This is a genomic window from Methylocapsa aurea (genome assembly GCF_000746085.1).
GTDB lineage: Bacteria > Pseudomonadota > Alphaproteobacteria > Rhizobiales > Beijerinckiaceae > Methylocapsa > Methylocapsa aurea.
Genome location: NZ_JQKO01000026.1, coordinates 16,322 through 37,116 on the forward strand (window position 1 = coordinate 16,322; position 20,795 = coordinate 37,116).

General features: G+C 62.3%; 19 protein-coding genes. 12 read left to right on the forward strand and 7 right to left on the reverse strand.

The genetic code is table 11. The annotated features are described in order from the left end of the window. Positions 1–39 precede the first annotated feature (39 nt). From DL86_RS14395 to DL86_RS14405, 3 genes are read left to right on the forward strand one after another with little or no spacing between them, the layout of a single operon-like run. A complete protein-coding gene (locus DL86_RS14395; protein ID WP_036262888.1) occupies positions 40–801 on the forward strand; it encodes an ImuA family protein in 762 nt (253 codons plus the stop codon). After that, positions 716–2,239, forward strand: coding sequence for a DUF6504 family protein (locus tag DL86_RS14400; RefSeq protein ID WP_036262889.1), 1,524 nt, complete (start codon positions 716–718; stop codon positions 2,237–2,239). The genes DL86_RS14395 and DL86_RS14400 overlap by 86 nt, the downstream gene beginning before the upstream one ends. Further along, positions 2,236–5,493, forward strand: coding sequence for an error-prone DNA polymerase (locus DL86_RS14405; RefSeq protein WP_036262890.1), 3,258 nt, complete (start codon positions 2,236–2,238; stop codon positions 5,491–5,493). Before DL86_RS14400 ends, DL86_RS14405 begins: the two co-directional genes overlap by 4 nt. A gap of 24 nt (positions 5,494–5,517) precedes the next feature. Here DL86_RS14405 and DL86_RS14410 read toward each other — a convergent pair whose 3' ends face one another. Continuing rightward, the gene (locus DL86_RS14410) at positions 5,518–5,985 is read right to left on the reverse strand and encodes a winged-helix domain-containing protein (RefSeq protein WP_036262891.1); all 468 of its coding nucleotides are present in this window, start codon (positions 5,983–5,985) and stop codon (positions 5,518–5,520) included. A gap of 747 nt (positions 5,986–6,732) precedes the next feature. Between DL86_RS14410 and recD2 the strand changes: the two genes are divergently transcribed. After that, positions 6,733–8,925, forward strand: coding sequence for an SF1B family DNA helicase RecD2 (gene recD2, locus DL86_RS14415; protein ID WP_036262892.1), 2,193 nt, complete (start codon positions 6,733–6,735; stop codon positions 8,923–8,925). A gap of 253 nt (positions 8,926–9,178) precedes the next feature. On the opposite strand, the gene DL86_RS14420 is transcribed toward recD2, so the two are convergent. Next, positions 9,179–9,610 (reverse strand): hypothetical protein, encoded by a 432-nt coding sequence (locus DL86_RS14420; RefSeq protein ID WP_036262893.1) that lies wholly within the window; start codon positions 9,608–9,610, stop codon positions 9,179–9,181. Between the two features lie 725 nt (positions 9,611–10,335). Here DL86_RS14420 and DL86_RS14425 point away from each other — a divergent pair. The 4 genes from DL86_RS14425 (at position 10,336) to DL86_RS14440 (ending at position 13,597) form a co-directional block, all read left to right on the forward strand. Then, positions 10,336–10,905, forward strand: coding sequence for a phospholipase D-like domain-containing protein (locus DL86_RS14425; protein ID WP_036262932.1), 570 nt, complete (start codon positions 10,336–10,338; stop codon positions 10,903–10,905). A gap of 205 nt (positions 10,906–11,110) precedes the next feature. Then, complete coding sequence (locus DL86_RS14430; RefSeq protein WP_036262894.1) at positions 11,111–11,773, forward strand: class I SAM-dependent methyltransferase; 663 nt, start codon at positions 11,111–11,113, stop codon at positions 11,771–11,773. A gap of 92 nt (positions 11,774–11,865) precedes the next feature. After that, on the forward strand, positions 11,866–12,321 hold the full coding sequence (locus DL86_RS14435; protein WP_036262896.1) for an NUDIX hydrolase: 456 nt from the start codon (positions 11,866–11,868) through the stop codon (positions 12,319–12,321). Positions 12,322–12,487: 166 nt separating this feature from the next. Further along, entirely contained in the window at positions 12,488–13,597 is a 1,110-nt protein-coding gene (locus DL86_RS14440) for an RHE_PE00001 family protein (RefSeq protein ID WP_036262898.1), read from the forward strand. 13 nt (positions 13,598–13,610) lie between these two features. Here the strand turns inward: DL86_RS14440 and DL86_RS14445 are convergent, their stop codons facing one another. Together DL86_RS14445 and DL86_RS19950 are read right to left on the reverse strand one after the other, a co-directional pair. Continuing rightward, on the reverse strand, positions 13,611–14,195 hold the full coding sequence (locus DL86_RS14445; protein ID WP_036262901.1) for a Uma2 family endonuclease: 585 nt from the start codon (positions 14,193–14,195) through the stop codon (positions 13,611–13,613). Between the two features lie 770 nt (positions 14,196–14,965). Beyond that, complete coding sequence (locus tag DL86_RS19950; protein ID WP_156964672.1) at positions 14,966–15,127, reverse strand: hypothetical protein; 162 nt, start codon at positions 15,125–15,127, stop codon at positions 14,966–14,968. An 805-nt stretch (positions 15,128–15,932) separates the two neighbouring features. On the opposite strand from DL86_RS19950, the gene DL86_RS14460 reads away from it, so the two are divergent. From DL86_RS14460 to DL86_RS14475, 4 genes are all read left to right on the forward strand, one after another. Further along, positions 15,933–16,616: a helix-turn-helix transcriptional regulator gene (locus DL86_RS14460; RefSeq protein ID WP_245276387.1), complete on the forward strand. Its 684-nt coding sequence runs from the start codon at positions 15,933–15,935 to the stop codon at positions 16,614–16,616. Between the two features lie 405 nt (positions 16,617–17,021). Beyond that, the gene (locus tag DL86_RS20360) at positions 17,022–17,504 is read left to right on the forward strand and encodes a hypothetical protein (RefSeq protein ID WP_036262911.1); all 483 of its coding nucleotides are present in this window, start codon (positions 17,022–17,024) and stop codon (positions 17,502–17,504) included. Positions 17,505–17,682: 178 nt separating this feature from the next. After that, positions 17,683–18,825, forward strand: coding sequence for a hypothetical protein (locus DL86_RS14470; protein ID WP_202899215.1), 1,143 nt, complete (start codon positions 17,683–17,685; stop codon positions 18,823–18,825). Next, positions 18,806–19,351: a hypothetical protein gene (locus DL86_RS14475; protein WP_036262914.1), complete on the forward strand. Its 546-nt coding sequence runs from the start codon at positions 18,806–18,808 to the stop codon at positions 19,349–19,351. The genes DL86_RS14470 and DL86_RS14475 overlap by 20 nt, the downstream gene beginning before the upstream one ends. Positions 19,352–19,555: 204 nt before the next feature. Here the strand turns inward: DL86_RS14475 and DL86_RS14480 are convergent, their stop codons facing one another. The 3 genes from DL86_RS14480 to DL86_RS14490 form a co-directional block, all read right to left on the reverse strand. Further along, on the reverse strand, positions 19,556–20,008 hold the full coding sequence (locus tag DL86_RS14480; RefSeq protein ID WP_036262916.1) for a GNAT family N-acetyltransferase: 453 nt from the start codon (positions 20,006–20,008) through the stop codon (positions 19,556–19,558). Positions 20,009–20,082: 74 nt separating this feature from the next. Beyond that, positions 20,083–20,361, reverse strand: coding sequence for a hypothetical protein (locus DL86_RS19955; RefSeq protein ID WP_156964673.1), 279 nt, complete (start codon positions 20,359–20,361; stop codon positions 20,083–20,085). An 80-nt stretch (positions 20,362–20,441) separates the two neighbouring features. Further along, positions 20,442–20,795 (reverse strand): winged helix-turn-helix transcriptional regulator (locus DL86_RS14490; protein WP_036262922.1); only part of this gene is annotated, 354 nt, incomplete at its 5' end.

Here is a 20,795-nt window from a genome sequence, read left to right on the forward strand (position 1 = left end):
ACTGCGTTGGGAAGACCGCCTGGAGGGCCTTTTTGTCCGATGAACGAAGCCGCGGCCAGCCCCATCGTCGCCGAGCTTCGCGAGCGCATTCAGCGCCTTGAAGGCAAACGCGCGCACCGTCGCGCGGTGCTGCCCTTCGGGATCAAGGAGATAGACCAGCATTTGCCGGGAGGAGGGCTGGCGCTGGGCGCGCTGCATGAGGCGGCGGGCGGCGGCAATGGCGCGATCGACGGCGCGGCGGCCGCGCTTTTCGCAGCGGGGATCGCGGCGCGGACGCGCGGCAAGATCCTGTGGTGCGTCGCCCGCCAGGATCTTTTCGCCCCCGCGCTCGCGCAGGCGGGATTGCCTCCAGACCGCGTGATCTATGTCGAGGCCGGTGATGAGAAGTCGGTTCTCTCCTGCTTCGAGGAAGGTCTGCGCCATGGCGGGCTTGGCGGGGTCGTCGCCGAAGTGGCCCGTCTCTCCATGACGGCCTCGCGCCGGCTGCAACTCGCGGCCGAAAGCTCCGGCGCGATCGGCGTCGCCATCCGTCGCTGGCGGAGGCAGGCTGAAGCCGCCGAATTCGGGCAGCCGACCGCCTCCGTCACCCGCTGGCGCGTGACGGCGCTTCCCTCTGCCCCTTTGCCGGTCCCAGGCGTTGGACGCGCAAGGTGGCGGCTCGAATTGATCCGGTGCCGCGCCGGCGAAAGCGCCGATTTCGAAGTGGAGGCCTGCGATGCCAAGGGTCGTCTCCATCTTCCTTCCGACCTGGCCCACAGACCGGATCAGAAGAAAGCTGGGCGCCACCGCGCCGCCGGCTGAGGCACCGCTTGTGCTCGTCGGCAGGGATGGGAGACGGCGCGTGGTGCTCGCTGTCGATGCGGCCGCTCAAGCCGCAGGCCTAGATGTCGGCATGCCCGTGACCAAGGCGCAGGCGCTGACGCCGGGTCTCATCGTCATGGACGCCGATCCGGAGGCCGACGCCGAAGCGCTCGAGCGCCTCGCCCTTTGGGCGCTGCAGCGCTATGCGCCGATCGCCGCGGCCGACCCGCCGGATGGGGTCGTCCTCGACATCTCCGGCGCGGCGCATCTTCATGGCGGAGAAGACGCCATGGTGAAGGGGATGGTCGAGCGGATCGTCGCCGCAGGCATCGCCGCCCGCGCTGCGCTGGCCGACAGTTGGGGCGCCGCTCATGCGCTCGCGCGTTTCGCCCCGCGTCCATCCATCATCATTCCTACAGGCGAGAGCGCGAAGGCGATCCTCGGTCTGCCGATCCGCGCCTTGCGCCTGCCGAAGGATATGGTCGACGGACTTCGCGTCCTCGGTTTTGAGAGCATCGGCGAATTGGCGGCGACGCCCCGCGCGCCGCTCGCCCTGCGCTTTGGTCCCGAACTCGGCCGCCGCCTGGATCAGGCCTTGGGGCGGCTTTGCGAGCCGATCGATCCTGTGCGGCCGCCGGACCTTGTTGAGATTCGCCGAGCCTTTGCCGAACCGATCGGAGCGGCCGAAACAATAGCGCGCTACACCGGCAAGCTTGTCGTCCTGCTTTGCGACGCGCTCGAGGCGAAAGGCCTCGGGGCCCGACGCCTGGACCTTGTCTTTCATCGCGTCGACAATCGCATCGGGGCTATCCGCATTGGAACGGCGCTGCCCGTTCGCGACGCGAAGCGTCTCACGAGGATGCTCTGCGACAAGATCGAGACCATCGATCCCGGCTTTGGCATCGAGATCATGCGGCTGGCGGCTTCCGTCGCCGAGCCCCTGGAGGCCAAACAGACGATCTCGTCATTGACGGACGAGCCGGAGGCCGACGTCTCGGCTCTGATCGATGCGCTCGCCAACCGCGTCGGCGAAGACCGCATCTATCGTTTCGCCCCGGTCGCCAGCGATGTGCCGGAACGGTCCGTTGCGCGGATCGCGCCGTTGGCGCCCGGCACGGGGGAGGGATGGCCGGACCATTGGCCGCGGCCTTCCCGCCTATTGGCCGTTCCGGAGCCGATAGACGCCTTGGCGCTGCTTCCCGATCATCCGCCGGCGAGCTTCACCTGGCGCGGGGTTCGCCGCCGCGTGAAACGCGCCGATGGTCCCGAGCGCGTCTTTGGCGAATGGTGGAAACGCGACGCCGAACTGGCGGCGGTGCGCGATTATTTTCAGGTCGAGGACGAGGCGGGCGAACGGTTCTGGATCTATCGCGCCGGCGACGGCGAGGACGCCGCAACCGGTTCGCAACGCTGGTTTCTGCACGGACTATTCGGATGAGCGCGCCGCGTTACGTCGAACTGCAATGCACATCGCATTTCAGTTTTCTGCGCGGGGCGAGCTCCTGTGACGAACTGTTCGCCCAAGCCTCATTGCTCGGCATGGAGGCGCTCGCGATCGTCGACCGCAACAGCCTGGCCGGAATCGTTCGCGCCCATGAGGCGGCGAAGGCGACCGGAGTCCGCCTGATCGTCGGCTGCCGCCTCGACCTCACCGACGGCGCGTCGGTCCTCGTCTATCCGACCGATCGGCCTGCCTATGCCCGGCTCTGCCGGCTGCTTTCGCTCGGCAAGAGGCGCGGCGGCAAGGCGCAATGCCGGCTCGACTGGTCCGATCTCGTCGCCTATGCCGAGGGCCTGATCGCGATCCTCGTCCCCGACGAGGCCGATGACGCCTGCGCGCGGCGCCTGCGCCGGCTCGCGCAAACGTTCGGCGACCGCGCATATCTGGCGCTGACGCTCCGCCGCCGGCCGAACGATGCGCTGCGGCTCCATCATCTTTCGGAGATGGCGGCGCGGGCAGGGGTCGCGCCCGTCGTCACAAATGACGCGCTCTTCCATGTCCCGGCCCGGCGCATGCTGCAGGATGTGGTCACCTGCATCCGGCACAATTGCGCCATCGATGACGCCGGGGTCCGGCGCGAGCGTCATGCCGATCGCAATCTCAAAGCGCCGGAGGAAATGGCCCGGCTCTTCAGCCGCTATCCTGAAGCGCTGGCGCGCACGCTCGAAATTGCCGATCGCTGCCGCTTCTCGCTTGAGGAACTCGCCTATCAATATCCGCACGAGGCCACGATCCCGGGCCTGACGCCACAGCAGGCGCTGGAGAAGCAGGTTTGGGACGGCGCGGCCGAGCGTTATCCCGAGGGCGTCCCCGACAAGGCAGTCGCGCTCCTCAAGCATGAGCTGCGTCTGATCGAGACGCTGCATTATGCGCCGTATTTCCTGACAGTGAATGCGATCGTCCGCTTCGCCCGCAGCCAGGACATTCTCTGCCAGGGCCGCGGCTCCGCCGCCAACAGCGCCGTCTGCTACGTGCTTGGCGTCACCTCGATCGACCCTGAGCGCAACGACCTTCTATTTGAGCGCTTCGTCTCGGAGGAGCGGCGCGAGCCGCCCGACATCGACGTGGATTTCGAGCACGAGCGGCGCGAGATCGTCATGCAATGGGTGTTTAATCACTATGGCCGCGATCACGCCGCGCTCTGCTCCACCGTCATCCGCTATCGCGCCAAAGGCGCGCTGCGCGACGTCGGCAAGGCCCTCGGCCTGCCCGAAGACCTCATCAAAATGCTCTCCTCCCAGATCTGGGGCGGGTCGAGGGAAGGCGTCGATCCCAAGCACGTGGAGGAGCTGAACCTCAACCTCGGCGACCGGCGTCTGCGCCTTGCTCTGGACCTCGCCCGCGAGCTGATCGGCGCCCCGCGCCATCTCTCGCAACATCCGGGCGGCTTCGTCCTCACCCATGACCGCCTCGACGAGCTGGTTCCGATCGAGCCGGCGGCGATGAAGGACCGGCAGGTGATCGAATGGGACAAGGACGACATTGACGCGCTGAAATTCATGAAGGTCGATTGCCTGGCGCTCGGCATGCTGTCCTGCATGAAGCGCGGCCTCGACCTCCTGGCCGACCACAAAGGCGTCGCGCTCGACCTCGCCTCGATCCCGGCCGAGGATCCCAGCACCTATGCGATGATCCGCAAGGCCGACACGATCGGGGTCTTTCAGATCGAGAGCCGCGCGCAAATGGCCATGCTGCCGCGGATCAAGCCGCGCACCTTCTATGATCTTGTCATCGAGGTGGCGATCGTCCGGCCCGGCCCCATCCAGGGCGACATGGTCCATCCCTATCTGCGCCGCCGCGAGGGCAAGGAAAACGTCGTCTATCCCAAGCCCGAGCTGGAGAAAGTGCTCGGCAAGACGCTCGGCGTTCCCTTGTTCCAGGAGCAGGCGATGAGGGTTGCGATCGAATGCGCCGGTTTCACCGCCGCCGAGGCCGATCAGCTTCGCCGGTCGATGGCGACATTCAAGCATACAGGCGGGGTCTCGAAGTTCCGCGACAAACTAATTTCCGGCATGGTCGCCAAGGGCTACGAACGCGAGTTTGCGGAAAAGACCTTCAACCAGCTGGAGGGCTTCGGCAGTTACGGCTTCCCCGAAAGCCACGCCGCCTCATTCGCGCTCATCGCCTACGCTTCGTCATGGCTCAAATGCCATCACCCGGATGTTTTCTGCGCGGCGCTCTTGAACGCGCAGCCCATGGGTTTTTACGCGCCCGCGCAGATCGTCAGGGACGTCCGCGACCACGGCGTCGAGGTTCGCCCCATCTGCGTCAGCGCCTCCCGTTGGGACTGCACGCTGGAGCCGGCCGGCCCCGAGGACCGCTTCGCCGTGCGGCTCGGCCTGCGCATGGTTCGGAGTCTGTCCAATACCAGCGCCGCCGCCATCATCGGCGCGCGCGCCGACCGCCCCTACGCATCCGTCGATGATCTTTGGCGTCGCGCCGGCGTTCCAGCCGCCTCCCTCGTGCAAATCGCAAAGGCCGACGCCTTCCAACCGTCGTTGAAACTCGCCCGGCGCGAGGCCCTTTGGGCGATCAAGGCGCTACGCGATGAACCGCTTCCGCTCTTCGCCGCCGCCTCGGCCCGCGAGGCCCGGACAGTGGCTGAAATCCACGAGCCTGCGGTTGCGCTCCGCCCGATGACGGACGGCGGCGAGGTCGTCGAGGACTACGGCCATGTCGGGCTGACGCTCCGCGCCCACCCTGTCTCATTCCTCCGCGAAGACCTGCGTGGCAAAGGCGTCGCAACCTGCGCCGAAGCGATGCAGGCGCGCGACGGGCGCTGGGTTCGCGCCGCCGGACTTGTCCTCGTTCGGCAAATGCCAGGCTCCGCCAAGGGCGTCATGTTCATCACCATCGAGGACGAGACCGGCGTCGCCAATCTCGTCATCTGGCCAAAGCCCTTCGAAAAGCAGCGCCGCATCATCCTCTCCGCCGGCATGCTCGCCGTCGACGGCCGGATTCAGCGGGAAGGGGATGTCGTGCACCTCGTCGCCCGGCAACTTGCCGACCTCTCGGGGCTCCTCGCGAGCGTTGGCAATCGCGACTTGGCCGTTCCGCCGCCGGATGGGCGCGGAGACGAGCTCCATCACGCAAGTCCCGGCCTCAATCCGCCGCCCGGCGGACCTAAAACCCACGGCGCCCCACCTCTCTGCCCCGATGCGATCAAGGTGAAGGCGCGGGATTTCCGGTAGGGCCGGCGGCTCTGTTGGCAGCCTTTAAGCCGCCGCCTGCGTCTCGTTCGCGCTGACGGCGGACGCTGATGCTGCTTTACGACCGCGCGCCTTTGGCGCGGCCCACTTGCCGTCGATGTTTTTGGCGAGGCCGCGCTTTTTTAACGCTTGAAGCGAAAAGGACACGGTCCGATTATTGATGTCCCGGCCTGTGGCCTTGACCTGCTCGGCGATCTCGGCGGCCGAAAGGGGACCATGCTCGGCGAGGACCGCGGAGATCGCGGCGCCGATGGTCTGGCGCGGCTCGCCCGCTTCCAGCTTACCCTTGAGCTTCGGTTGACGAACCGGCTTTGGCCCTGGCTTCTGTTTCGCCTTTGGCTCCGACGCCGCTTTTGTCGGTCGCGCCGAAGTCTTTTCCAGAGCCTGGAGCTCCCGCTCGGCGATGCGTAGGTCGCCGATCTTCGCCTCCAGATCAGCAATCTTCGCGTGGATGCGTTCGAGTGCAGTGTCCATGATGAATTTGCTCCTGTTGATCGGGGGGCGGGGATTGTTGCTGTCGAATCAAACCGAGTCGGCCGATCCTGCAAACTATGAAATGGCGAGCGCGTACTCTGAATTCAATTATTCAGATCGCTCCCTTTGTAGGAAACCTTTTCCAAGGGGCGCTGTGAGTCGCATTGATTCGTCTTCGAATATATCGTGACCGAAAAGTCAACAGCTGATTTCCAACAACGCCGTTTGAGATTTGAAGTTCCAGCTTTCCAATCGCGCAGTTCCTTGACGCTACGCCAACTGAGAATCCGTCAGGAGACCATCGGATAGGTAAGTATCCAAAGCGCTGGCTATCGGCGTCCGTAATGAGACTTTCTGCCGGCTTAAGGATCCGCTTAACTAATCCTGGCTGGTCAGGCTGAGGCAACTCCCCGAGGATTTTACGCACGCGATATCCAATCTGCGCATGCCAAACGCCTCAACCGGAGATATGGCGCCGGCTTCCCAACCTCCGCCTCCCAACGAGCATTCGCCGTCGCCGCATCGCGCGGCAGGCTTATTTGGTTGCCGCCAAATCCACGCAAACGATCGTAAGAATTTCCCAGCCTATCGTGAGACCGCGGTCCATCCCGAGCGCCGAACAACTCCTCGGCCATGACCAAACGAAAGCGCATCGGCCGCCGCTGATGGCTTGGGCGTGATTGCAAGTGGATCGGAAGAGTCGTTTGATATCATTTATTCTTCCACTTTGAGCAAAGGCCGTGAGCCTTGAAACCCGCCGTCTCCGCCGCCTCTTCCCGTGAAACGCTCGTCGGCTCCGTCGAGCGAGTGACTTTTCACAATGAGGAGAATGGCTTCGCGGTCCTGAGGGTGAAGGCGCGCGGGCGGCGCGACCTCGTCGCGGTGGTCGGCCATGCCGCTTCGATTTCCGCCGGCGAATTCATCCACGCCGTCGGCGTCTGGCTCACCGACCGAACGCATGGCCTTCAGTTCAAGGCCGATCTGCTCAAGACGACGCCGCCGACGACGGCCGAAGGCATCGAGAAATATCTCGGCTCCGGCATGGTGCGCGGCATCGGTCCCAAGCTCGCCAATCGGATCGTCGCCGCCTTCGGCGAAGCGACCTTCGAAATCATCGAGGCCAATCCAGAGAAGCTAAGGGAAGTGTCTGGGATCGGCGAATTCCGCGCTGGGAAGATCGCCGCGGGCTGGGCCGAACAGAAAGCGGTGCGGGACATCATGGTCTTCCTGCATTCGCATGGCGTCGGCACGTCGCGGGCGGTGCGCATCTTCAAGACCTATGGCCATGACGCCATTCAGGTGATGACCGAGGATCCCTATCGGCTCGCCCGCGACATTAAAGGCATCGGCTTTCGGACCGCCGACGCGATCGCCATGAAGATGGGCATGACCCGCGAGGCGCCGCAGCGGGTTCGAGCCGGGATCTCCTTCGCCCTGCAGGAGGCGACCGACGAAGGCCACTGCGGGCTTCCGGTTGAGACACTCGTCGAGCTCGCGACCAAGCTCCTCGAAGTCGACAAGACCATCGTCAAATCGGCGCTGGAGCATGAGCTCGCTCATGACGAGGTCGTCGCCGACGCGATCGGCGGAGAGCCCTGCATTTTCCTGCGCGGCCTCTATCTCGCCGAACGCGGCGTCGCGGACCGGCTTCTCGTCTTGGCGAAGGGCGCCCCGCCTTGGCCCGCGATCGACGCCGAAAAGGCGATCCCATGGGTCGAGAAGAAGACCGGCAAGACGCTCGCCGCGTCGCAACGCGCAGCCATTGGGATGGCGCTGCAGGCGAAGGTGGCGGTGGTCACCGGAGGGCCCGGCGTCGGCAAGACGACGCTGCTCGACGCCATCCTGCGCATCCTCGCCGCCAAAGGCGTGAAAATCCTCCTCGGCGCGCCGACCGGGCGCGCCGCCAAACGGATGACGGAGCAGACCGGCCTCGAGGCGAAAACCATCCATCGCCTGCTCGAGATCGATCCCATGCACGGCGGGTTCAAGCGCAATGCCGAGAATCCGCTCGACTGCGACCTGCTCGTGATCGACGAGACGAGCATGGTGGATATTTCATTGATGTTCGCCGTCATGAAGGCGGTCCCATCGAGGGCGGCCCTGCTGCTCGTCGGCGACGTCGACCAGCTCCCCTCGGTCGGGCCCGGCCAGGTCCTCTCCGATGTTATCAATTCCGGCGCGATCCCGGTCGCCCGCTTGACCGAAGTGTTCCGCCAGGCCGCCGAGAGCCGCATCATTGTCAACGCCCACCGGATCAATCGCGGCGAGATGCCGGAATGGCCGAAGCGCGGCGAAGAGTCGGACTTCTGGTTCGTCGAGGCCAAGGGTCCGGAGGACGGAGCGGCCAAGGTCGTCGAACTCGTCCGCGAACGCATTCCGCGGCGGTATCACCTCGACCCGATCCAAGACATCCAGGTTCTGTGTCCCATGCAACGCGGCGCACTCGGCGCGCGTTCGCTCAACGCCGATCTTCAAAAGGCGCTCAACCCCAACCCCTCCGTCCGCATTGAAAAATTCGGCTCGGTCTTCGCGCCCGGCGACAAGATCATGCAGACCGAGAACGATTACGACCGCGACGTCTTCAACGGCGACCTTGGGACGGTGCTGCGCATCGATGAGGCTGAAGGCCTTCTGGTCGCCGGCTTCGACGGGCGCGAGGTCGAATATCCGCTCAGTGAGCTCGACGCGCTGCTTCCCGCCTATGCGATGACGATCCACAAATCGCAAGGTTCCGAATATCCAGCCGTCGTCATCACCCTTGCAACGCAGCATTACACGATGCTGGCGCGAAACCTCGTCTATACCGCCGTTACGCGCGGCAAGCGCCTCGTGGTCATTGTCGGCCAGCGCCGGGCGATGGCGATCGCGGTGAAGAGCGGGGCAGGACGGCGACGCTGGACGAAACTGGAAGAGTGGATGAGGCCAGCGCGAAAGACCTGAGGGACTATTTCGCGGATAATGCTCCAACGCAGCGACAGCTGTGATCGACGGCGGCGGTCACCCGGATCGCGGCTCCCGGAAAATGGCGCGGGTCTGGTCGTTGGCTGCAAGCGGCGACGCCTCAGTTGGATTATGAGACCTGCATAGCAATCGAGAGCCGCCAACCGCCAACGCGACTCTGCTCTTTGCTCACTCGCGCTTTGAGCATATCGGCCGGCGCGGACTTAAGGCGTGATCAAGCGCGCTTAGACGATTACCCGAATTTGTAAGGCCCGAGGAACAGATCGCCGAGCGCTTTGCGCATGCGCAGCGTGAGCCAGCGCTGGCGGCGATGCTCGTCCCGATCATGCCGCAGGTGGCAGCGCTGGCAAAGAGCCTTCAGATTGCGCGGACGGTTGTTTGCTGGATCATGGTCGAGATGCGCCGTCGCCAAATAAACGCGTGTGGAGCGGATCTCAGCCAACGAGATTATCTCGGGCCCATGCCGCAAAAGTCGGCCTTGGCCGTCGCGCCACGCCGAGCGCCCTGCGTCCCACCAACGCCCGTCACTGAGGCAGATGACGATCCGACCATGCGGCCGCGCGCAATGTTCGCAGCAGCCTTTTGCCCGCTCGAAGCGGATCACGGCCGAAAGCTCCCGCCAATCGATCGGATAGAACCAGCGAAATTGCGGCCGAATAGGCATGTTGAATCGATAGACGAGAACCGATGCTCTCGGCAAGACCCGGAAGCGCTTGACGGGTCCGGCAGCGCCATGACCTTAAATGCGCCAAAACCCGGCCGCTCTGCGGCGAAGGCGTTGGAGACACGACCATTGACGTCCAGGGGCGAAGTGTCGAAGGCATTTGCATCGGCGCGCCTCAGACCGGACTCCACAGCGGGAGCGGCTCGGTGCGAACGGGGGAATGCCCGGGACATCGCGGCGAGCGGCCTGTTTGCAGGGGCGCACGGCGGGGCCTATTCACAGTCGGGCCTATCGGAGCTGACGATTGCAACCGAGCGCACTGCTCTTGCGCCCGCCACCAACCAGTGGTAGAACGAACCGCGAACATAAGGGCCGGTGCGCAGCGTCAAGGCGATCGAATTGATCGTCCAGGCGGCCGTTTGAGATCGCGAAAAATGCGGGGGCAAAGAGGGGATATTCCATGGCGAGGACAATCAAAAGCGTGTGGCGTCAGCCCGCGCGAACGGACTATCGGATCGAGTTCATCCGTCACATGGACGGATTTACGGAGCCTGAAGTCTTGCACGTTGTCGCCGGCGCGTTTGAAAGCCTCGACGACGCCGTTGCCGAGGGAAATCAGCTCTGGCCGTCCATTCACGACGCGCGCGGGGCGGAAGGCTTTCGAGTATCGCCAAACGGCGGAAAGCCAATCGCGCATCGATTCCGCGGCGATTCACGCCTTTAGCATGACTTATCGCCGCATCGTCTATGTCATCGCAGCAGCGGCTAGCCTTCTCGCTTTGACGACGGCCGGCCCTGCCATGCGCCTGCATCATGACGGCGCCGAGCGGATTGTCGCCGAGGCGGCCGCCCTCCACTATGCGCCGGCCGAAAACCTGGAGCATATAGACGTCGCCCTGATCGATCAGGCAAAGACGCGCATCGATATGGCGGCCTACGTTCTCACCGATTTTGCCGTGATCCAGGCGCTTACGCGAGCCGCAGATCGTGGCGTCGCCATTCGTGTCTATCTCGACGGTGGGCAGTTTGGCTCGCGTGATCCGAAACAACCCTTCCATGACTTGAAGCTGACGCCTGGCGTCGTAATCAAGAAAAAGCAAGCGGGCGAGCCGCTCATGCACCTCAAAGCGTTCCAGATTGACGGGCGCGTCCTACGCACCGGCTCCGCCAATTTCTCGCCGTCAGGCCTGAAGCGGCAGGACAATGACCTCGTGGTCATTGAGAGCGTCAATGCGGTCGGAGCGTTTAGACGGAATTTCGATCGTGTTTTTCAGACTAGCGAGGCGCTGCAATGAGTGTTGGAGCGACGCGGCGCGTCGCGTGAAGGCGGCGGCGCAGCGAACTAAACATGATGTTGGCGCGTCGCGCTTTAAAGTGACCCGGATATTGTTGTGGCGACGGACAGCAGAATGCGATTTCCGCTCTTCCAAAAGGTCTATCCCGGATCTGAACGTTGACAGGGCCAACAGATAACTGCCGTATAATGGCCAGGTGTATTTAATGAGGGTTGGGCCTGGCTTGATCAAAGATTGTAGCGCTTTCATCCGCGCCAACACCAGGCTCTCGCAGGTCCCTCTGACGCCGCGTATAAAACTCTATCTCGCTGAAGAGGGGACGGAACTATGGCGAAAGACCGAGGATGAAATGGAGCGAGGGCTTGGCCCGCCACCCTTCTGGGCTTTTGCCTGGGCCGGAGGCCAGGCGCTTGCGCGCTATATCTGCGATCATCCCGAACTGGTAAGGGGAAAAAGAGTGCTCGATTTGGCGGCGGGCTCCGGCCTTGTCGCAATCGCCGCGGCGCGGGCTGGGGCAAGTGAAGTTGAAGCCAATGATCTCGATTGTTTCGCCGGGGCGGCGATTGCTCTGAATGCAATTGAAAACGCGGTGATCATCAAAACGCGACTCTGCGACCTGGTCGGCTCCGAGGAGCCATGGGATCTTATTTTGGCGGGTGATGTTTCCTATCAGCCTGATATGGCCGCGCGAATTACAATCTGGCTGGAAGATCGCGCAAGGAGCGGAACCCCGGTTCTCATTGGCGACCCGGGGCGCGCTTATCTTCCCCGAGAAAAGCTTTGCTCGCTCGCTTCCTATGATGTTCCGGTCCCGCTGGCTTTGGAAGGCGCCACGATGAAGCGGACAGACATCTGGAGCTTTCTCTGAAAGCCTAAAATTTTCGCCGCGGCGCGCCACGATGTGGCGCCCCAATTAGGGGAAGACCGATTTCCAGAAGCAAATCTGCTCCGAAGCCCAGCTTGGCGGTCCGCCTTCAATATGGCGCTTTGCCTTACCGCCTGACGAAATCAGGAGCTCCTGAGATTCTTCTCGTCACCACAAGGCAGACGAAGCGGTGGATCATTCCCAAAGGCTGGCCCATCAAAGGACTGACTCCGGCGAAGTCGGCCGCCCGCGAAGCTTTCGAGGAGGCCGGGGTCCGGGGCTCGATCAAGACAAAGGCCATAGGAGTTTTCTCCTACGACAAGCGCCCGGATGAGGATGGAATTATCATTCCCTGCGAAGTGCGCGTATTTCCCCTGCTGGTGAAGCGGCAGAGCAAGACCTGGCCTGAGTCCCAACAGCGAGAGACGCGCTGGGTTGAACCGACGGCGGCGATGTCTTTGATTGAAGAGGAAAGCTTGCGCATATTGATATCCTCTTTCTTCGAACATCTGGCTGCCGGAACATTGGCGTCAAAGTCGCCCACGCGATAGGGTGTGGTTTGAGGATTGGGGCGGGGGAGGTCCGCCGGGCCTTTCGAGACTATGGAAGGTCCTTTCCAATTCGCGCAGGCACATGGCGCAGGCACATGGCGGAGGTCCGGGCGGCTGACCCGGCGCCAACGCTCGGCGGCTGAAGCCCGAGAAGCACACGAAGCTGATGGGGGAGCAAGCAATTCCTGATTTGATCCCTTGGGATAAAATTTCGGGTCCGCTCGCGGCCGCGGAAGACGCGCTCGCCCGGCTCGACGAACGACTGCGGTCGAGCCCGATCGCAGAGGGCTGGATCAGCCGAACTCATTTCCAGGACGCCTGCGCGAGCCTTTGGCTCGCCGGCGAGCTCGTGACTCTCGAGGATCTCGTCCTGCACGACGCGCGGATGGACGTCCGTTCGCCGACGCATGAATTGACCCGCGCCCAGGCGGCGCTGCGGATCCGTCGGCGGATCGCCGGCGGCGCGCCGGATTGGGCCATGAGCGCAGAGGGCCTCGCCGCCCTTCACGGCGATGGCGAAAGCGGACCGGCGGACGCAACGCGCGCGGATGAAGCCGCGGATTGCGGGGACGGGACAGCGCCGGGATTGCTCGACGACGCCGGCGCAGACCCACTCGCCGACGAACTCGCGGCGCTGGATCGCGCGCTCGAGCGCAGCAACCAATTTCTCGCCGCAGGCCCAGCCGTGGCGAGGCTCGTGCGGGATCCGCTCATTTATGATCCGGATTGGGAGGATGGCGAGAAGCTGGAGGCTTGGCGGAGCGGCGCCGCGGCGTCCCGATCCACTCCTCCCCTCCTGGCGGCGGCTCTGCTGTGGGACGCCTGGGAGACCAATCCGCCGCTCGAGCGTCAGGTTTGGCTCGGCAATCTGCTGGTTCCTGCGCTGATTCGGGAGCGGCGGAAAACGCGGGCGCATCTCCTTTGCCTCAATTCCGGGCTGCGCCACATCCGCCGCGAGAAGCGTCGGTCCCCGGATCATGCGACGCGGCTAGTCGCCTTCCTTGAGGCGATCGCGACGGGGGCCGAGGCCGGCATGAAGGACCACGACCGCTGGCTGCTCACCCGGCGGAGCTTGGAGGGCAAGCTCAAAGGCAAGCGATCCAGCTCCCGGTTGCCGGCCCTGGTCGATTTCGTCATGGCGAGGCCGATCGCCTCGGCCGGGATGATCGCAGCGGAACTCGGCGTGACGCCGCGCGCGGCGCAAGACATGGTCGCCGAGCTCGGCCTCCGCGAGATCACTGGGCGCGGCCGGTATCGCGCTTGGGGAATCTTGTGATGAGGAGATTTTGCTATTTGTTCGTCGCGAGCCGCGTCGTTCGATAAGCGGCGGCGAGAGGAATGCCGAAGCCTATGCTCTCGAGCGTCAGCTCGCCGGTCTCGATGGTCAAGGGCTTGCTCGGCCAGGATCCGTCCTGATTGCGGCGGAGGAGCTCGGCGCCGATCGAGGCGGTCTTGAGGACGAGGATTTCCTGAACGCTGGGGATGGTCGTGTAGGCCCAGACATTGGCCCAGGTTTCCGCCTGATTGCTCGGGGAGAGAATCTCGATCAGCAGGATGGGATTCGCAAGAGCGCTTTCTTCGGCGTCATAGCCGGAACAGGTCACGGCGAGGTCGGGGATGCGGACGTTGGTCTCCGACTGAACGCGGGGGATCACGCCGGGTGTGACGACGACATGGCAGGGGCTCCCCCGTTCCCCGAGCGTATTGCCGATGAGTCGGGCGAGCTCGGCTTGGATGGCTCCGTGGGTATGGTTGGGAGGAGCCATAGCCTGCGGCTCGCCATCCACCAGCTGCCAGAGCTGGGGCGAGGGCGGGTTCCAGGCGAAGAACTCCGCGACGGTCATCCGGATCGGGATCTTGGGCAGCGCGCTCATGCAAGTAATTTAGCAGGAAATCGGGCCGATGGTAAGGTGGCGGCGGAACATTCGATTGCTTTCGGCGGACTGGATTTCTGGCTCTTCCTGGCGCTTCGGATGGCAATGATAATCCAGAAATCCTGCCTTCCTTAAGCCGCCGGGCCTGTCTCCTGGGCCCGACCGGCGGGCAACGTCGGAACACGAGGAGAGCGGGTCTTCCCCGGTTGCCACTTGCCGTCCGCGCTTTTGACGAGTCCGCGTTTTTTCAACGATTGAAGCGTAAAGGAGACAGACCGGTTGGTGATGTCTCCGCCGGCGGCATTGATATGCTCGACGATCTCGGCGACCGAAAGGGCTCCATGCTAATCGAGGACCCCTGCGATGGCCCCGCCGATGGTTTGAGGCGCCGCGTCGCCGCCGCTTGCCTTCGGCCTGACTCTGAGCGCCGGTCGAATGATTACCTTTGGCCCAGGCTTCTGTCTTGGCTTTCGCCCAGGCGCAACACTTGTCTTTGGCTCCGGACTCTTATCGAGAGCCTGGATTTCGCGCTCGGCCATCCGAAGATCCGCGATCTTCGCTTCCAGTTCAGTGATCTTCGCGTGGATGCGTTCGATTGGAGTGTCCATGATGCCTTTGCTTACGAGGAGTGTGGTGACGGGAAGGATTGAATCGAACTCAAATCGAGATCAGCGATCCTCGAAACTAACAGATATTCTCCCGGCTGCACCTTATCTCCTTCAATTGTCCAGTCTCTGCATATGGTAGGAAACTTTGGCGAAGAGGCGCTGTCACCCGACGGTCGTCGTTGTTGGCAGGTTCAGCCGCGAGTCGATGATGCGAAGATCCTCCAAACTGCTCCGAGCCCCGAGGATCGTGACGTTGCCGTAGTTGGACCTGCGGCCGAGCAGTGTTTGCTCGCCTCTGCCGCTTTCAACGTTCTGCATGCTCATCTTGACGGTGGCCTGCCGTAAAAAACCGCGCTCTGAGATGATCGAACCGCAAAGCTCGCCAGACTAAAGGTCATGCCGGCGCAGTCCCTCCCCGGCTCGTATCTCCAGCCTGGACGCAGGAGCTTGCGCCGCTGAATAATTGGTCAATCGCGAAGGCTGCCGGCGAGTTGCGCCGAATGCTTGGAGGAGGGGCGGCGGGGATCGTCACTTCGGGTCGATCTGTTGGAGCAATTTCTGGAATTCGTCGGGCATGTCTTCGCCGAACGGCGTCGGGAAGAGTTCCCGCAATCCCTCGCGGAGCGAGTCTGGCAGCGATGGTTTGGATGGGAGCTTTTTGGTCGGCGACTCAAATCGCTTTTGGATGTGGGGATCTGCTGGTTGAGCATGCCCATGAGGGCTTTGTTGGGGCGCGCGAAATTTGGTCATGGTCCTCGATCTCGACTGCATGAGCCGAGGATCGTTGAGATCCGCGCGAATGCGAAAAGGCAGGGGCTTCGTGGTTTCGAATTGGCGCGGCATCTCGTGGGCTGGGCCGTCGCCTTTAGCTTTGTCACTGCGGTGGAAAGCCAAAGGGTCCGGATCGTGCGTGCGGCGCATAGAAACAAGGCCAAATGACGGCGGCCGGGGAGAGCGCTGTTGATGGAGGTTGCGGCACATTCCCCTCCCCATTTAGTGGAATATGATCTTGGTCGAGCTTGAGCTATGGACCGACAACTATTGCTCTAAGGTCCCAGTGAGATGAATGAGAAATCTTGATAATGTCGATTTAAGGACACTGCTTCAATTAGAGGCGGATCTGACAGAAATGGCGCTGCACGGGTTTCTCGAATTCGTTCGCGGGCGCTACAGGCTGGCCCACATCGCTTACATATGCCCATCGTTTGGCTGGGGGCGGATCAAGGACCCGTTCTTGGCTCTGGCCTATAGCGACGCCTGGTTCGCTCATCGGCAGGCACAAGGCGAAGGACAAGGCGAAGCGCGGGACAATTTGTTCGGCGCCGAAGAGCTGCGCAGGCGCCACTCGCTTGAGTGGTCGCTTTTACCGCGAGTCAAGGCCGAAATCGCACGCCTACTGAACGACGCCGCGGATGCCGGCACCGGTCGGCAGGGCCTCGTAATTCCGGTGAGTGGACCGATGAATGGGCTCTCCGCGATCTTCGTGGCGACATCGCACGAAGGCGACGCCGAATGGTCCGCGCGGCGCGATGAGCTCATGAAGGACATGGTCCAAATCGCCCATTACGTGCATCAACGCGCGCGTCACCTACATGTGCAGGAGGATTTCGCCGATTTGGATGAGATCGCGGAGCACGAGATCACCGCGTTGAAATTGTTCGCGGAAGGAAACCGCCTGAGGGAGATCGCGATCTTGATGCGCATCTCGCCAGAAACGGTGAGGGCGGTTCTCAATTCCGCCCGACACAAACTACAGGCGCTGAATAGCGCCCATGCCATCGCCAAAGCGCTTCGGGCGGGGTTGATCGATTGATCCATGCGCATCTCGAATGTGAGTACTGGGGCGGGCCGGCTCGAGCGCTTGGCCACGAACGCGCGTTCGGGCGTGGCATGCAGGGGTATGTGGAGTGCGGAGGTGCGGCAAAGCGACTCAGCTTGGAAGCCGGTGAGAAAGAGTGGCGAGGAACCGCCTGGCGTGTCGTTTAATCAGAAGGGCGATTGCCAAGCCGTCAGCGGCTGGCGCTACTAAGTGTGATAAATATATGAACTTGGTTGTTGCTGTAGGATGTGGAACACTTGGTCAATGCAACAATCACTTAGTCGCGCTACGTCTGACTGCGGTATTGGCAATTTCTGACGCGCGCTGCCAGATGAGTGGTTGTTCGATCATTGAGTAGCAAATATTTTGAGGGGTAGTCGGGTGTCGGGGCTGACGTTTATGGACTTTCGCGTCAAGGGCGGAGATGCGGTTGAAGATGACTCGTGCGAAGAAGGTGGCGGGACGGTGTTTGGTGATGAGAGGAAAGTGGGACATCAGTCCGGTTTAGATGGCGATGTAATCTTGGTGCGGATGCGCGACGAGTGTCTTTATATCGTAGCGAGGCTTGGAGCGTCCTCCGAAGACAGGTCTTCCCTTGAAATAAGTTTTAGATGTGGAATACCTGACTGGATGGGGCGTGATCCTTGGGAGGCGTGGGTGGAAGCTATGGAAAGAATAGCAAGGACGCAGGCAAGAAGCATTGTAGGGCTGGCAGCAAAGAAAACAGTGCTAGAAGCATGTATAAGCGTTGAATGGTGCTGTAGAGAGCGAGTGGATGCGTTGCAACGATCGTTTTTCGACGATTTTGACCGACTGGTTGGGACCGGTAACGGGGCTTTGAGGATAAGGCGTCGGAGCAACGATGCCGAGGCAGCCGAGTGAATCGAGGTCGTTCTAATTGTTTGTATGTGGCGGGTGGATTTATGGCCCCCTTTTAGACGGAGTCGCCAGCGCTATCGCGCCTAGCCCTGATTATTTTGAGCCATTGTTTCTGGTAGTTAATCTGTACGCGTTCGCGCTGGGTCCCTGTAGCCTGTCGGCAGGTAACAGGAGGTTTGTAATGCGCACCGGTACTTTTCTCATCGCTATGTTCCTCGCGCCAAGCATTTGTAGCGCGGATAGTCTTCTCAAAGCGCCGAGCTGCGCGTTGGAAGCGCCGTTGATCAAGATCGCCGAGAATGCAAAGGAGGCTGCCTTAGAAAGTCAGCCTCCAATTGTGTTCCAGGACGCGGTCAATTCAAGGCCGGTTTCGGAAGCTCTTGACGGGTTGGTGCTGGGGACGCCGGTCGATATAGATCGTGTCCCCGTGCTCAAGCATATCGCGGGGACCGGAGCGAAGATCACCGATCTCGGTTCGGCGCATGGATTGCGAAGCGTCCTCGCCCGGCATGGCGAGGAGTTCATGCTGCTCGAGGTGACCCCCGACGGGGAAGCCGTGGTCGCAGGCCTACAGTCGGATTTGCCGGTGTCGAAACTGCTGACGATCGCTGGAAGTCAGGTGACGGAGATGGGCTCCGCGCATGGATTGCGCGGGCTGTTCGTGCGTAACGGAGAGCAGTTTCAGGTGCTCTATGCGACGCCGGATGGCGAGCGCGTGATCCCGGGGGTCATGTGGGACGCGACGGGCAAGAATGTCACGCGCGAGCAGGTGACGCCGATCACCGGAGCCGTGCCGACAGCGGTCATCGGGAAGGACACTACCGCATCAGTGCCCGTTGGCGCGAAGCGATCGGCGCTCGATCTCGTAAGGGGGACGACTTTCGGGACATCCGGTCCGGATTCCGCACCGCGGCTGTGGGTTTTCGTGGATCCGCTTTGCGGCTATTCCGTCAGGGCGCTGCAGGAACTGCAATTGTTTGTGGCAGGCGGAAAGGTCCAGCTTGCGATCATTCCGGTCTCGGTTCTCGACTATGAAGATCAGGGTAGGAGCACGGCCGCCGCGCTGGCGATGGTGAGCAAGTCCGCCGATCAAATGGTGACGGCATGGTCGCGCGGCGATTTGAAGGGGCATGCCGGCCCGGAGGCTGCGGCGCGGCTTGGCGTGAATATGGCGGCGGCCGAGGAGATCGGGCTGCGCGGTACGCCGACGGTCGTGTGGCGCAAGGCGGATGGGTCAGAAGGGAGAGTCGATGGGCTCCCGGATGATTGGAACGCCGTGATCGGATCAATGGGGAGCGAGAGCCATGCCTATCTTGCGCGCTGAGAAGAAGTCCGCCGGAGCTGAGAAAAGGTCGCTATTGAGCGGAGCATGGGGCGGTGCGAAGTGGCTCGCCGCCAGCCCGTTGCAGTCCATTCCAAGAGATCAGATCGCGCAGAACGCACGGCTGATCCAGTCGCTTGGCGGGGCGGTTTTTGGTGGGCATCGCGTTAATGGAGGAATACGGACGCTGGCCGATCGAACTTTCGATCTGGCCGCGACCGCGTTTCATCACGGGATATCGATTGAGGAGCTCGAGAATCTGCTTTTCCGACGTCAATGCGAGACCGCGCGGACCGCTTATCTGTCCTTCGGACTGGGTTGGCTGTTCTTTGTTGCCTGGCTGATTAGGTCCGCGACGATGCCGTGGGCGGCGGGGCATATTCTTCCGGTGCTGGAGTTTGCGCCGTTTTGCCTGATTTTCTTTCTGACGGCTTTCAGAGCCGCTCTGAAAAACTACCAAATTCGAACGCGTAGGCTGGCGACCGCGGGTGAATATCTTCGGACAGAGAGATCCTTCTGGCCGAAGTAAGCAATGACGAAATTCATCTCGGCGCCCCGGCCGGAGTTATCGTTGGCGCCGGGGCCGCTGAGAATGGGGATTGCAGGTGAGGAAGGTCCGGGCTTCCAATCTGATCTGACTCACCGAAAAAGCCGCGCCAAAAGTCTTGCTTCATAGACTTCCGTCAAACGATCGCAGAGCGTCAAGAACTGGATGGGCGGGGCGCTGCCCATCCTACAGGACAAACCGATATTGCAAAAACCCCGACTTCTCCGCCACTTGGTCGTAGAGCCACATGGCTTGTTTGTTCGTCTCGTGCGTCAGCCAATAGACGCGCGAGGCTCCTTGCGCCTTGGCGCGCGCGACCACGGCCTCAATCAGCGCCCGCCCGACGCCGTTGCCCCGCCGCGTCTCCAATACGAATAGATCCTGAAGATAGCAGTAATCTCCGGGCGTCCATGTCGATCGATGGAACAGAAATTGGGCAATGCCGACGATAGCATCGCCATCGGTCGCGACGACGCAATGCATCGGCTCGGCGGGCTCGAGCAGGCGGGCGAAGGTGAGATCAATGGACGAGACGGGAAGCGCCACTTCGTAGAAAGTCTGATAGCCTTTCCATAAAGGCTCCCAGCCAGCCCGATCGAGGGCCTCGAGCGGACGGATGCGGATTGGAGCATCGCTCATTAAGATAGCCTTTCAAGGACGCAGGGCAGAGGCTCTGTCGGTTGCCAAATATCCTGACACTGGCCTAATTGATTTTACGCGAGTTTCTTTTTGGTTCGCCAGTTGTCGGGGCGCGCTTTGCCAAAATACGTGACACTGCGGGCCAGATTTGCCAGAAAAAATGACACTGCGTGCCAAAGTTCGTGGACGTTGCGTGCCAACCGGTCGATGAGGACCGCGTATTGGGGCGCGGTCAGCTCGAATTTGGTCTTCAACGGGCCGGAAGCGGAATTACCAGTTCGGAGTGTTGAAGTCGGAATAGCCGCCATTTGTCCGTATTGGGAAAGACGCTTTCGTCTTCGATCCCAGGTCATGGACCACCACCGCCAACTTTGCGCTGGAAGCGGGCTTCCAATGGGAGTTGTCAGGCGCTGCTTCATCTGCCGTGAGGCGTTCATTCGGGCGCGGCGACGCGAATGGGACGTGTTCCGACCGGAGCGCCGGTCGCGCGGTCGATGGTGACAGGATCGATCTCCGTTCCGGTCTCGGCGTCGAAGAACCGGGTCACCTTGCCCCCGCCGCGATGCTTGCGTCCCCACGAGCCGATCGCAAACAGCACCGGCAGAAAATCGCGGCCGGCTTCCGTCAGCACATATTCGTCACGTGGCGGACGGTCGGAATAGCGGCGTTTATCCAGCAGCCCCTCGTCGGTCAGGGCCGAAAGCCGCCCCGTCAGCATCGTCGGCGCGATACCGAGACTCTTGCGGAAATCATCGAAGCGGGTCAGCCCCGCATGGGCGTCACGCAT